This is a genomic window from Morganella sp. GD04133 (assembly GCF_029835375.1).
GTDB classification, from domain to species: Bacteria; Pseudomonadota; Gammaproteobacteria; order Enterobacterales; family Enterobacteriaceae; genus Morganella; species Morganella morganii_B.
Window position 1 is genome coordinate 34,685 of the sequence record NZ_JAODZS010000035.1, and the last position, 12,695, is coordinate 47,379.

The following is a 12,695-nucleotide window of genomic DNA, read 5'->3' on the forward strand; positions in this document are numbered from 1 at the left end:
GAGTATCCCGCCTTATTTGAATTGCTTGAGGAAACGAAGGTCATTTTCGAAGAATGCGCGTAAATCGCTCACGCCGTAGCGCAGCATAGTCAGGCGCTCCATCCCCATACCAAAGGCGAAACCGGAGTAAATGTCCGGGTCAATACCGACATTGCGCAGTACATTCGGATGTACCATTCCGCAGCCCAGTACTTCCAGCCATTTGCCGTTTTTACCCATCACATCCACTTCCGCTGACGGTTCAGTAAACGGGAAGTAGGAAGGACGGAAACGCACCTGCACTTCTTCTTCAAAGAAATGATTCAGGAAATCATGCAGTGTGCCTTTAAGATTGGTGAAACTGATATCAGTATCCACAATCAGGCCTTCTGTCTGATGGAACATCGGAGTATGTGTCTGATCGTAGTCATTACGGTAAACGCGGCCCGGCGCAATAATGCGGATTGGCGGCTGTTTATCTTTCATGGTACGGATTTGCACGCCGGAGGTCTGCGTACGCAGCAGGCGTTTGGCATCGAACCAGAAAGTATCGTGATCAGCACGTGCCGGATGGTGTGCAGGAATATTCAGTGCATCAAAGTTATGATAGTCGTCTTCAATTTCAGGGCCGGATTCCACCGAAAAACCCAGTTCGCCGAAAAAGGTTTCGATACGCTCAATAGTACGGGTGACAGGATGCAGACCGCCATTTTCCATGCGGCGTCCCGGCAGGGAGACATCAATCCGTTCTTCAGCCAGACGGGCATTGAGCGCCGCAGATTCCAGGGAATCTTTACGGGCATTCAGTGCGGTCTGAACCTCTTGTTTGGCTTCGTTAATCACTGCACCCGCAGCAGGACGATCTTCCGGCGGCAGATCCCGCAGCGATTGCATCTGTAAGGTTAAATGCCCTTTTTTACCCAGGTATTCAACACGTACCGATTCCAGCGCTGCAACATCCTTTGCCTCTTCGACGGCTGCTTTTGCCTGAGCAACCAGTTCAGCGAGATGTGGCATGTTTTCCTATTCCTCTGACCCTGTGGTCTTCAATTATGACAACGGCGCTGCCGGACGTCATTATCTTTCCGTTCCGGCAAACCCCTGAAACAAAAAAGCCTCCATTCAGGAGGCTTACGGCGTTACTTTTCGTTTCTTTTTTACGCGCAAAGCCCCCTGAGTTCAGGCGCTAAAGTAAAAAAAGAAGCGGAAAGAAACGATATTATTCATTTTCTCAACTATTTATCAGTTAACCGAGCATATTTTGTCATAGTACGCGAAAAACATGCGGATATACAATGACAAATTATTCATTCAGCAGATTTTTTCTGCCGGACAGCAAAAGAGGGAGCAAGCTCCCTCTTCTGTCTGAACAATTACGCCAGAGCGCCTTTTGCTTTTTCGACCAGCGCAGTAAATGCGGCTTTATCGAATACAGCGATATCGGCTAAGATCTTACGATCGATTTCGATGGATGCCTTTTTCAGACCGTTGATGAAACGGCTGTAAGACAGACCATTCTGACGAGCTGCTGCGTTGATACGTGCAATCCACAGCTGACGGAACTGACGCTTACGCTGACGACGGTCACGGTAAGCATACTGACCAGCTTTGATTACTGCCTGGAAGGCAACACGATAAACGCGCGAACGGGCACCGTAGTAACCTTTCGCTTGTTTCAGAATTTTTTTGTGACGTGCGCGAGCAATGACACCACGTTTTACACGAGCCATACTAATCTCCTAAAGTCGTAAACTTTGCTAAAAAACTTGCTTATGCGTATGGCAGGCAAGCGACAACTAAACCCAGATCCCCTTTAGAGACCATACCTTTCGGACGTAAATGACGTTTACGCTTAGTTGATTTTTTAGTCAGGATATGACGGAGGTTAGCATGCTTACGTTTGAAACCACCTTTAGCGGTTTTTTTGAAACGCTTAGCTGCACCACGTACAGTTTTAATCTTTGGCATTTTTATTTCCACTTCGCATTGTTAAACAACGAATTAATCCGGCGAATAAACGCCGGGGTTGCCCCCGGCATTTATTACTTGGATTGCCGGACTATTTCTTCTTAGGAGCGAGCACCATGATCATCTGGCGACCTTCGATCTTCGACGGGAAGGATTCGACGGAAGCTAATTCACTCAGATCGTCTTTGATGCGGTTAAGCACTTCAATACCAATCTGCTGGTGCGCCATTTCACGACCACGGAACCGCAGTGTGATTTTGGCTTTATCGCCATCTTCAAGAAAACGAACCAGGTTGCGTAGTTTGACCTGATAGTCGCCTTCATCTGTGCCAGGACGGAATTTGATTTCCTTAACCTGAATAACTTTTTGTTTCTTCTTCTGCTCTTTAGCCGATTTGCTTTTCTCGTAGAGGAATTTGCCGTAATCCATGATACGGCAAACGGGCGGTTCGGCATTAGGGCTGATTTCAACTAAATCAACCCCGGCTTCCTCGGCTTTCTCAAGAGCTTCTTTCAGGCTGACAACACCAAGCTGCTCGCCTTCAAGACCAGTTAAACGAACTTCATTGACACGGATTTCCGCATTGATGCGGTTCGGACGTGCTGTTTGAATTCTTTTTCCGCCTTTAATACCTTATTCCTCCGGTTGTTCTTCAAGTCTGCGACTGCGAATTTCTTCAAGCAGTGCGTCTTTAAATTCGCTCACGTTTATGCTGCCAAGATCGTTGCCGCGGCGGGTACGAACAGACACTTCGCCTGTTTCCATCTCTTTATCACCGCAGACCAGCATATACGGAACACGTCGTAACGTGTGTTCACGAATTTTAAAGCCAATCTTCTCATTTCTCAAGTCTGCTTTTGCACGAATGCCGGCATCCTGCAGTTCTTTGACGACTTCACGGACATAATCGGCCTGAGAATCAGTGATGTTCATCACCACTACCTGGTTAGGCGCTAACCATGTCGGGAAGAAACCGGCAGTTTCTTCAGTCAGGATACCAATGAAGCGCTCCATCGAGCCTAAGATCGCGCGGTGAATCATCACCGGGGTCACACGTTCATTGTTTTCGGCAACATAAGTTGCCCCCAGACGAGCCGGCAGAGAGAAATCGAGCTGCACTGTACCACATTGCCATGCACGATCCAAACAATCATATAAAGTAAATTCAATTTTCGGCCCGTAGAAGGCACCTTCGCCCGGCAGATATTCGAATTCGATGTTGTTTTCTTTCAGTGCAGAGGCCAGATCAGATTCGGCTTTGTCCCACTGGACATCAGAACCGATGCGTTTTTCCGGACGGGTGGACAGTTTAACCACAATCTTTTTGAAGCCGAAAGTGGAGTACATGTCATAGACCATACGGATACAGGCACTGACTTCGTCCATTACCTGCTCTTCGGTACAGAAGATGTGCGCATCATCCTGCGTAAAGCCGCGGACACGCATCAGACCATGCAGCGCACCGGAAGATTCGTTACGGTGGCAGCTGCCGAACTCCGCCATACGCAGCGGCAGATCACGGTAAGAACGCAGACCCTGGTTGAAGATCTGAATGTGACCCGGGCAGTTCATCGGCTTAATGCAGTATTCACGGTTCTCAGAAGAGGTTGTGAACATATGCTCTTTGTAGTTTTCCCAGTGTCCTGTTTTTTCCCACAGAACGCGATCCATCATAAACGGACCTTTCACTTCCTGGTAATCGTACTCTTTCAGTTTCACACGGACGAACACTTCCAGCTCACGGAAAATTGTCCAGCCGTCGTTATGCCAGAACGCCATACCCGGCGCTTCTTCCTGCATATGATACAGGTCAAGCTGCTTACCGATTTTACGGTGGTCACGTTTTGCGGCTTCTTCCAGGCGCTGCAGATAAGCGGCTAACTGCTTCTTATCGCCCCACGCGGTGCCGTAAATACGTTGCAGCATTTTATTTTCGCTGTTGCCGCGCCAGTAGGCACCGGCCACTTTCTGCAATTTGAAGTTATGGCAGAAACGCATATTCGGTACGTGCGGACCACGGCACATATCGACATATTCTTCATGGAAATACAGTGCAGGATGCTCATCCTGACCGATATTTTCGTCCAGAATTTCAACCTTGTAATCTTCACCGCGGGAAACGAACATCTCGCGGGCTTCGCCCCATGTGACGCGTTTTTTAACGACATCATAATCTTTTTTGGCGAGTTCCATCATCCGCTGTTCGAGTTTCTCGAGGTCTTCCTGGGTCAGTGACTCATCAAGATCAACGTCATAATAGAAACCGTTATCGATTACCGGACCAATCGCCATGCGGATGTCCGGCCATAATTGTTTGATGGCATGACCTAACAGGTGAGCACAGGAGTGGCGGATAATTTCCAGTCCTTCCTCGTCTTTGGCGGTGATAATGGCTAAATTTGCATCGTGTTCAATCATGTCGCAGGCATCAACCAGCGTACCGTTGACACGACCCGCGATACAGGCTTTCGCCAGACCGGCACCGATATCATTCGCAACATCAAGGACAGAAACAGGATGGTTAAACTGGCGCTGACTGCCGTCAGGAAGAGTAATTACAGGCATTTTTAAATCCTTATCTACAGTGGTGACCCATACGTAAGATCACATATAGAAATCTCATTTATTTGATTTTCAGTACGTTACCGGCAATTTCTCACTTTACGTTGCGAGTTATGTACGCTCATATGTACACAGACTACAAATGTACATGACGCTTATTGCCGGAACTCGAAATCCATACTAACACAGCAAATGTGGATTAAAACGTTTATATCTTTACATTTATGAAAAGGTGGTAAGCATCACAAACAGAGTGCCAATAATGAACACCACAAATCCCCCTGCTATACTCCCATCATCACCCACCACTCCGAAACCAACATGCACAATATCACCAACCTGACCCAAGACGAAAAAGATAAAATTAATGCCGATTTAGCCGCCTCCGGTATCGCGTACAAAGAAAGACTCGGACTGCCGTATGATCTGTACGAAACAGAAAACCAGCAGCCCGAGCATTTACGCCCGTACTTCAGAGAGAGACTTGAGCACTACAGGGAGGTCGGGAAAAGGTTTCCGCGCGGGTTTGAATATGAGATGGAGTGATTATGTCACGTTCATGCTGACCTATCTTTACAATGATGGTAAACTCACGCACCAATTTCTGTTATAGAGCAAATGTGATGATTCGACCCCATCAGAAAAGGCCAGATGGACGTCTGCCAGGGTATTAGAACAGATCCATACATAGGCAGAGCGATACATGCTAAACGCATCATTGATTTCATTAAAAAATTAAAATTATCAAGAGCATCAATACAACAACTTACATAAGAGAAATTCAGTGGGAAAGATTATATCAATTCATCACTTGCGGGGGATAGCCGCATTATCTGTTGTTTTTTTTCACTTTAGAGGCATATTAAACAACACATACGCTCAAAAAGATTTGGGAACCATTCTTTTTGGATCTGGTGCGTTTGGTGTCGATATGTTTTTCATGATTAGTGGGTTTATAATTGCATTGTCCACTGAAAAGGCGACATCTTCACTAGTTTTTGCAACAAGAAGATTTTTTAGAATATACCCAGCATTTATTGTGATTTTTTTGATTGGTATATTTACTGTATACAAGCAGTATAGCGGTAATGAGTTATTAAAATCTATGTTATTTGTTCATCGTGATTATGGAAATACTTCGCCAGGGTTTGGATTTAACATACTAGGGCCTGCCTGGACGTTGGGATATGAAATATACTTTTACTTCATATTTATGATTTCTATGGCTATTAGCTGGAAGTACCGCCTAGCTATAACCTCAGTAATATTGGCTTCCCCTATAATTATTTTACAGTTTGTTTTCTCAGGTGCGCTTTCTCTAGCTGGAAATGCATCACCAAACATACCAATAGATAATAGTTTTTATGCAATGCTAAGGTTTGTCGGATCACCAATATTAATTGAATTTATCATTGGTATGATTCTTTTTTTTATATATAAAAATGTAAACATAAAAATAAGCAAAGAGCTTTCATTATTTGTTTTATTAATATCAACATTATCATTCCTATCATTTTATTTTAATTCAAAATATTCATCATTTGGAATGTATGGGTTTGGTTTTTGGTCATTATTTTTAATTGTTGGCTTCTTGTTCTATGACAAGTTTGTTGGGTTTAAAGAAAATATCGCGCTAAACTTTATGGGCAATATATCTTATTCAATATATTTATCTCATTACATCATCATTCAAATATTGAATAAATATAGACCAGAATGGTGGATGAGTGATGCTGGCATATCTAAGTTCTTGTCAGTCACTACACTATGTATATTGGCTGCAGCTTTATTATATGTGTTTATTGAAAAGCCATTCATTAAGTATGGAAAGAAAATTGAATGGAAAATAAAAAGTAAGGCCCTGTAATTTAAATTTTGTAATTTCCTGTTTTTGATATTTTCACTTCAATAACAAAGACAGGAAATTTATGGACGAAAATAAACTAAACCCCCTTGCTGTTGAGGTAAGTAAAGGGATAAAAGAGATATACCAGGCAGCAACCCAAGACCCGGCACTACTGGCCTAGGTAAATCCACCGGCATCTGGGATAAAAATACCCGCAAATCAGCAAAAATTAGCGTGTTTTCTAGGAAATATCCGCACGTACTTCGGCTATTTGCCTGATATCAGTAAAGTTACTTGCACAACAAAAGCGATAGAATCTCTGAGCAGCGTGAGCAGATAATCGATAAAAAATTAAAAGTATTACAGACTGACGATTCGGTACGAAAATTCATTTATCTGGCAACAATGGGCGCTTCTCGAAAATGGAGCATGTGGCGACACGTCAAATAAAAAAGTATTTCTCTGTAAATGAGAAAATAAAACCACGCAATTTTTATCAAACTACATGGTTTTTTAATTTAGTTCTCAGTGTCGTTAAACTGGTTTTAATGGTATTTTGATATCAGGTGCAATCGAGGTCTCCATAGCATGAACTTTTTGTACATACAGCATCCATTCTTTGAGGCTGGCTTTATCTTCCTCCGTAATAATTCCGAGCATTAACTGAGTCCGCCATAGTTCCGTTTTTTCGCTGGCCTCAGCAATCAGTGCCTGTTTTTGTGATTCAGCAATGGCAACATGCTGTTCATGCGTCAGCGGCGGTTCATCGACCCACTGCGGCATCCCTTTTTTACCCGCCACACGGACTTTACCAACCGGTGCCGCTGATGTGTATTCGATAAAGACACTTTCATCAACATCAATAGCATCAGCAGGGTACGAATCACCGTAATCATCAATCCAGTCTTTCGCGTAAAAAAGGTTCTCTGACGGGCTATATACATAATTCATGGTTATCTCCCTAATGCCATAATGGTTACAGTGCCTGCACCGGTTACCGGGCTGGTTGAATCGGAACGGAATACGCGCATATTGGCACCCGTTTTCGTCAGCGCATCAAGCGTCATGTACTGCCCGGATGAACTGGAGTTATGTGTAGGCCACACGCCATGTGGCCCGTACGGGAACGGTACAGGAAAGGTAATCGGAGTGACCGTGTTTGTTGCCGACGGCGTCACGCTGAAAACCTGCAAAATTAACCCGTTAGGAAACGTGTAAGCGCCGTTGGCAAACCCGAAGAAAGACATGTCAGGTATCTGTCCGGGACCTGTACCAGTATTTTTTGATGCCGCCGAGCCTGCTCCGATCACCTTCCCCAGCGCTATCGAACCGTCATTAATTTCACCGGTTGGGGAAACGCGAAATATCGGTACAGGAGCTTCACCTGACTGGTCGGTAACACCAAAAACTCCGGTATTACCGATTTCAACCCCATAATTACCGTTCGGTGATGTCATAATCACCGCCGATGTTCTTGTTGAAAACCGGGCGCCATCGGCTTTGGTGTTTGCCAGGTCAGTCACCGCTTTCTGGCTCATGACACCTGTTGTTGATGTACCCGGCCCCTGAAGTACTGCAGTTTTGTCGAGCTTTTTATCAACACCCAGGGCTTCTGTCAGCTTCTTCCACGATGCCTGTGAGTTATTCGGTTGCTCACCTTTAGTCACTTTCAGCGACACGTAATAAATGCCAGCATGCTGGATCATGGCGTCTTTCGGGTAATCGACTGCTGCATCCCACTCCGGTAATCCGCGCTGGGTCAGGTACATGAGCCATTCATCAATACGCTTTGCTGCAGAGTTAAATAATTCCATCGGCGGAAAACCGTTGTACTGCTCCAGGGTGATGCCCCAGCCGCGTAAAATATCAGGAAATGCTACGTACTCCCCTGACTTTGCGTCCTGTGCAAAGATTTTGTAATCCGGTTTATTCATTACTGACATTGAGTAGCCTCGCAAATTTTCCTTTGTTAAATCCGTATGCACCTTTTACGCCGTGCCAGCCGAACGTCCGTTCACTTGTGATAACCAGATACCGGTAATTCACCCCGACAGGACGCACGAGAATATCCAGTTGCCTGATCGCATATATCCGGAACGGGGTTAACTGTGTATCAGGTACGACGACGTTCATCGTCATGTCATTGTTGTCGATGATGTATGACTCATCACCAAGCAGGTTTCTGACTGAGTAGGTGATGCTTGCCACATCTGGCGACTGATAGTTTTTGATAATTTTGGCTTTGATGAAAAACCGGTAATCTTCATCACCCAGTAGTGATGATTCCGTCAGCGCATCTCCGTGGCGGTAAAATTTTCCGGCGCCGAAACCTTTCGCCCCCTCCACACCTAGCCAGCCAAAATACTCCTTAGGGATGAACGATTTCATGATCCGGCTGATGCCAACGTGCTTTCCGACCAAATCCAGTCCATACCCGGTTGACTGGTCTACATTCAGAATCACTGACAACCCAATAACCGATTCAAACGCCCGCTTTGTTTCAGAAAGCAAAAGCCCGGCTGTCTGCCGGGCTTTGGGTTTTCCTCTGTACTGCCATATCAGGAAATCTTCCCGTTGTTTATTCAATCAGCACCTCCACATCTTCCGGCCTGATTTGTGCGCACTGCCGGAATCCGATCGGTACCGTATCAGACCCGTTTACTCTGATAGTTTTGATGTAAAAACCGGGTACTGAATTGACCTGACAGGTAAGACGCATTGCATAAACTGAGTCACCGATCCCGAACTCTGTTGCCGACAGCGCAGATTTAATGCCATCTGTGTCGATGTCATGAAACCCACCGGTACGCTCAAGCAACAGCCGGACTTTCACATTGACCATCTCAGCACGGTCGAATCTGACGGTGCGCGGCACATCAGCGTATATCTGCGTGTTTTCTATGGCACCAAACACACCGCAGCCGCCGATTTTCTTTTTCAGGATGGTAAGACCGATGTCGTCATCGCTGCCGCCGATCACAACAGCATTCAGTGAGTGTGCCGGAACACCTTTCTCATCCGTCTGACCAGTAAAGTTCTCATATACTTTAGCCTGCTTAACATCCGGTACATCAAGCAGCGCCCCTTCCAGCCCCTGCTGGTCATCATGGTTATTGATGGAGTGTGAGCGCATAAACCGCAGCAACATATTGCCGTCAGTTTCTTCAAATGCTCCCTCTTTAGCCGCTTTCGTGGTGATGATTTTATCAACGCCGATGGTGACCGTTTCCATTTTCAGTTCTTTGCCTGCCGGGAGTGAGAACACGCCAAGCTCTGCACTTCGCATACCTGCTCGCGCTGACCCGTTCATATCGAGTTTTATTTCTGACAACATCACCCATTTGACGCGGTTATCATCAACCAGTACCGAGTCTTTCGGCACCTGAATATTGGGCGTGCCGGTAAAAATGGCCTCATCGATGTAGCTGTAATCAGCGCCGCGGCGAACCACTCCGGCATACATAGCTCTTTGTTCCAGCCAGGAGCCTGTTGCCTTGTACGGATCCATCATCTGCACAATCATTGCGATTGCCTGGTTGATGTTGTCTATCTCCTGCGAGAACAGCCCTATCATCTGACCGTCAGGGCTGTCAGCATCAAGGTTGATGTCATCACCATAGATACGCTTAAACCCGTCAGAAAGCCGCTGATGAACGTCTGCAAGACGGTCGATAACAACCCCTGTCTCAGTTATCTGGAGCATCTGTGCTTACCCCCATGCTGTTACCGTAAATATCAATATAATCAACGCTGACAGTGATTTTCCGTGTATCCGGATCCAGAGCTATACTGAATCCGGTTATTTCAGTTACTCCGTCTGTATTCAGTACGGTTTTCTTTAATTCGGATTCCATATTCACCAGATTCGGATTCTTTTTCAGATAATCGAACCATTTCAAACCGTGATCACGATTCAGAAACCAGTCACTGTGCAGTGACAGTAACCGCGTCTTAACTGACTGAGATATGGCCTCGGATTCCGTGGCGTAGTCGCTGCGGCCACTGCCGAATGTCCAGTCGTGATTTTCGTCTAATCGTCGCATTCTCATCAGTTTGGTTCCCCTGTATCACCGTCACCTGTTTCAACGCCGCTGTGCGTGTGCGTGTCGCCGATATCTTTACCGTTGTGCTTGATGGTGCCGCCGGAAGATTCACTGTTGCCTTTCACGGAATGGTTACCGTTCACCAGTGAATTTCCCTGTTGCGTCCGGTTACCGGTGTGCTCAATATCACCCTGCATGATGATTTTTCCCGGCTTTATGCGGATGAATGTGGATCCGTCATCGGTTTGCATTGAGAGAGAGTCAGCGGAGTAATCAGGTATACGGTTTGGCTGACTGCTGCCCTGCGGTAAAAAGAACGCATCTGAGTAATCGTGAAACCGTGTATCAAGCGGTGCTGACTGCTGCCCTGACACATACCAGCCGTCGATACAGCGCTCCGCAAATATCACCAGCCCCTCATCACCTGCCTTAACCGGCACCGTTACACAAAACCCGCCGCCGCGATAAAACCCGACCGGAACATCAACCAGCGGGGGAAGCGCCAGTGTTTCGCCTCCCCTCATAACCTGAGTAATCATCAGCTGCACAGTTGCACTGTGCCCGTCACATGACACCACTTTAGCCGGTAATGCCGTGTGAATATCATTTCGCTCATTGGCAGAATGGCGCGACAATACATCCAGTAAACTAGGATTTCCCATTTTCCACCTTCTGATATTTTCCGCCGGTACAGGTTATTTTCGTGTACCAGTCATCACCCATAAAATCACCGGCATGCTCCAGCTCTGTGATTTTGTAATCGCCGTTGTACTCCGGAATGATGGACTCAACACGAACCAGCCCGCCGATATGTAGTGCCGGATTACACAACATGGTTATCTGTAAGCCGTCATCTGTTTTTTCAGGGCTGTTAATCATGCCGGTTGTCTGTGACACCACGAACCCTTCGTTATCCGATACCACTTTATCTTTTGGCAGCACGGTTACCTGACCATCCTGTATTGACCAGTCCGCATTATTATTACGGCCGACTTTATGCATCACGTCCCGGGCGTTGCCGGTGATGACTTTTCCGCGAGGTAAAGCCCTGTCTTTTGGCAGTGATACCACGCCTTTTTCAGTGCCCATCGATTTTGCGGCTTCGTTCATGATGTCTTTATCTGTCGAACCGGCTTTCAGCGTTTTATTCACTTTCGCTTTTGTGTAGGCTGAATGCCCGTCACCACAGGTCATTTCGGTGATGAAGTCCGTCCCGTCACGCAGCGTCACCACATCCGTGATGTCGCCCCTGAAAATCATCCGCAGCTCATCCTCCCGGTACGCCACAGACAGCGACAGGCGGTTATAGATTTTACTGGTGATCAGATTGCGGTTAGACCCGTTCAGGTTCCAGATGCGGATAACAGCCGGGTTTGGCTCGCTGGTTAAGGTTTTTTCAACACTGAATGAAATGCGGAGATTGGTTATTTCGATGGATTCTTTTTCGTTACCGATGCGGAGATTAATTAATCGCCCGAATTGCTTCACGCCATTCCTCCTTATCCACTGCGTACAGAGTTAGTCTTTTACCGAGTTCACTGCGGCTCATGGAGTTAATACCTGTTCCGGATCCGTCAGACAGAATCAGCAGAAACGGGATGTTTTTCTCCAGCAGTGCCGGAGCGTTAACAGCCAGCCCCTGCATCTGCGTGATGAACCGGTTTTCATTGGTGTCGTACAGGTCGAACTGCCAGCACTGAGTAATGCGGTTGAAATACAGCGTGAGCCGGACATTCAGGCCGGACATTTCAAACGACTGCTCCTGAATTTCTTCGGTTGATACCGGTATTTCGTATGTCACTTCACACTCCTTTTTATTGACTCAAGAGCCGATCTGCTTTCGGCTTTCTTAGGCTGCGTCTTACCCATATTCTTCTTCGTGGGTGATGATGCTTTCACGTCCGGGTGAATACCCTGTGCTTTCTGTGACTCAACGATGAATATCTCCCGCAGTGTCAGTGAAAACTCCGCAGATCCGTCATACTGCTGCGTGACACCGATACTCACTATCAGCATGTTTTCGTACTGCTTAATGCCGGTCTGTACGGTTATCGGTTCACCTTTCTTCTGGATGCTGAGTAAGTCCTCATAGGCCTTACCTACCCTGTCCAGTGACGGTGACGAATCGTTAGCCATGCCTGCGGCTTCCGGGTACCACGGAGCCAGAACTTTACCGGCCTGCTCTTTGATATCCTGCGTCTGTCCGACTATCTGGTTGTACATGGCCTCGGCCTGTCGGGTGCTGGCACGTATTTCCATCGGCATCGGATATTCGTCCATAAAAGCCAGGTCATTA

General features: G+C 46.6%; 16 protein-coding genes and 1 other annotated feature. Of the genes, 2 read left to right on the top strand and 14 right to left on the bottom strand.

Annotated elements, in window-relative coordinates:
- Positions 1–12: 12 nt before the first annotated feature.
- The 5 genes from pheS to thrS form a co-directional block, all read right to left on the bottom strand.
- On the bottom strand, positions 13–996 hold the full coding sequence (gene pheS / locus N7387_RS16650; protein ID WP_072868437.1) for a phenylalanine--tRNA ligase subunit alpha: 984 nt from the start codon (positions 994–996) through the stop codon (positions 13–15).
- 88 nt (positions 997–1,084) lie between these two features.
- Positions 1,085–1,207, bottom strand: a sequence feature (Phe leader region).
- A 145-nt stretch (positions 1,208–1,352) separates the two neighbouring features.
- Positions 1,353–1,709 (bottom strand): 50S ribosomal protein L20, encoded by a 357-nt coding sequence (gene rplT / locus N7387_RS16655; protein ID WP_004235362.1) that lies wholly within the window; start codon positions 1,707–1,709, stop codon positions 1,353–1,355.
- A gap of 40 nt (positions 1,710–1,749) precedes the next feature.
- Positions 1,750–1,947 carry a 50S ribosomal protein L35 gene (gene rpmI / locus N7387_RS16660; RefSeq protein WP_004235358.1) on the bottom strand — a complete coding sequence of 66 codons (198 nt, stop codon included), beginning with the start codon at positions 1,945–1,947 and terminating at the stop codon, positions 1,750–1,752.
- A gap of 91 nt (positions 1,948–2,038) precedes the next feature.
- Complete coding sequence (gene infC / locus N7387_RS16665; RefSeq protein WP_262859392.1) at positions 2,039–2,578, bottom strand: translation initiation factor IF-3; 540 nt, start codon at positions 2,576–2,578, stop codon at positions 2,039–2,041.
- 3 nt (positions 2,579–2,581) lie between these two features.
- A complete protein-coding gene (gene thrS, locus N7387_RS16670; RefSeq protein WP_279800360.1) occupies positions 2,582–4,513 on the bottom strand; it encodes a threonine--tRNA ligase in 1,932 nt (643 codons plus the stop codon).
- A gap of 318 nt (positions 4,514–4,831) precedes the next feature.
- Between thrS and N7387_RS16675 the strand changes: the two genes are divergently transcribed.
- Both N7387_RS16675 and N7387_RS16680 read left to right on the top strand, forming a co-directional pair.
- Positions 4,832–5,056, top strand: coding sequence for a DNA polymerase III subunit theta (locus N7387_RS16675; RefSeq protein ID WP_279800361.1), 225 nt, complete (start codon positions 4,832–4,834; stop codon positions 5,054–5,056).
- 238 nt (positions 5,057–5,294) lie between these two features.
- Positions 5,295–6,377: an acyltransferase gene (locus tag N7387_RS16680; protein ID WP_279800362.1), complete on the top strand. Its 1,083-nt coding sequence runs from the start codon at positions 5,295–5,297 to the stop codon at positions 6,375–6,377.
- 513 nt (positions 6,378–6,890) lie between these two features.
- Here the strand turns inward: N7387_RS16680 and N7387_RS16685 are convergent.
- The 9 genes from N7387_RS16685 to N7387_RS16725 form a co-directional block, all read right to left on the bottom strand.
- Entirely contained in the window at positions 6,891–7,307 is a 417-nt protein-coding gene (locus N7387_RS16685) for a tail fiber assembly protein (protein WP_279800363.1), read from the bottom strand.
- 2 nt (positions 7,308–7,309) lie between these two features.
- The gene (locus N7387_RS16690; protein WP_279800364.1) at positions 7,310–8,341 is read right to left on the bottom strand and encodes a hypothetical protein; all 1,032 of its coding nucleotides are present in this window, start codon (positions 8,339–8,341) and stop codon (positions 7,310–7,312) included.
- Positions 8,283–8,942, bottom strand: a complete 660-nt coding sequence (locus N7387_RS16695) for a DUF2612 domain-containing protein (protein ID WP_279800365.1) — start codon at positions 8,940–8,942, stop codon at positions 8,283–8,285. The genes N7387_RS16690 and N7387_RS16695 overlap by 59 nt, the downstream gene beginning before the upstream one ends.
- A complete protein-coding gene (locus tag N7387_RS16700; RefSeq protein WP_279800366.1) occupies positions 8,935–10,059 on the bottom strand; it encodes a baseplate J/gp47 family protein in 1,125 nt (374 codons plus the stop codon). Before N7387_RS16700 ends, N7387_RS16695 begins: the two co-directional genes overlap by 8 nt.
- Positions 10,043–10,405: a hypothetical protein gene (locus N7387_RS16705; protein ID WP_279800367.1), complete on the bottom strand. Its 363-nt coding sequence runs from the start codon at positions 10,403–10,405 to the stop codon at positions 10,043–10,045. The genes N7387_RS16700 and N7387_RS16705 overlap by 17 nt, the downstream gene beginning before the upstream one ends.
- Positions 10,405–11,061, bottom strand: a complete 657-nt coding sequence (locus tag N7387_RS16710) for a Gp138 family membrane-puncturing spike protein (protein ID WP_279800368.1) — start codon at positions 11,059–11,061, stop codon at positions 10,405–10,407. Before N7387_RS16710 ends, N7387_RS16705 begins: the two co-directional genes overlap by 1 nt.
- Positions 11,048–11,887, bottom strand: coding sequence for a hypothetical protein (locus N7387_RS16715; protein WP_279800369.1), 840 nt, complete (start codon positions 11,885–11,887; stop codon positions 11,048–11,050). Before N7387_RS16715 ends, N7387_RS16710 begins: the two co-directional genes overlap by 14 nt.
- On the bottom strand, positions 11,862–12,200 hold the full coding sequence (locus N7387_RS16720; protein WP_279800370.1) for a hypothetical protein: 339 nt from the start codon (positions 12,198–12,200) through the stop codon (positions 11,862–11,864). Before N7387_RS16720 ends, N7387_RS16715 begins: the two co-directional genes overlap by 26 nt.
- The coding region (locus N7387_RS16725) for a phage baseplate protein (protein WP_347815239.1) at positions 12,197–12,695 on the bottom strand (499 nt) is incomplete at its 5' end. The genes N7387_RS16720 and N7387_RS16725, both read right to left, overlap by 4 nt.

What these genes read in the sequence shown, in the direction of transcription:
- N7387_RS16675 (WP_279800361.1), top strand. Translation starts at nt 4,832, where the DNA reads ATGCACAATATCACCAACCTGACCCAAGACGAAAAAGATAAAATTAAT.
- rplT (WP_004235362.1), bottom strand. Translation starts at nt 1,709, where the DNA reads ATGGCTCGTGTAAAACGTGGTGTCATTGCTCGCGCACGTCACAAAAAA.
- N7387_RS16710 (WP_279800368.1), bottom strand. Translation starts at nt 11,061, where the DNA reads ATGGGAAATCCTAGTTTACTGGATGTATTGTCGCGCCATTCTGCCAAT.
- N7387_RS16705 (WP_279800367.1), bottom strand. Translation starts at nt 10,405, where the DNA reads ATGAGAATGCGACGATTAGACGAAAATCACGACTGGACATTCGGCAGT.
- rpmI (WP_004235358.1), bottom strand. Translation starts at nt 1,947, where the DNA reads ATGCCAAAGATTAAAACTGTACGTGGTGCAGCTAAGCGTTTCAAAAAA.
- pheS (WP_072868437.1), bottom strand. Translation starts at nt 996, where the DNA reads ATGCCACATCTCGCTGAACTGGTTGCTCAGGCAAAAGCAGCCGTCGAA.
- thrS (WP_279800360.1), bottom strand. Translation starts at nt 4,513, where the DNA reads ATGCCTGTAATTACTCTTCCTGACGGCAGTCAGCGCCAGTTTAACCAT.
- N7387_RS16685 (WP_279800363.1), bottom strand. Translation starts at nt 7,307, where the DNA reads ATGAATTATGTATATAGCCCGTCAGAGAACCTTTTTTACGCGAAAGAC.
- N7387_RS16700 (WP_279800366.1), bottom strand. Translation starts at nt 10,059, where the DNA reads ATGCTCCAGATAACTGAGACAGGGGTTGTTATCGACCGTCTTGCAGAC.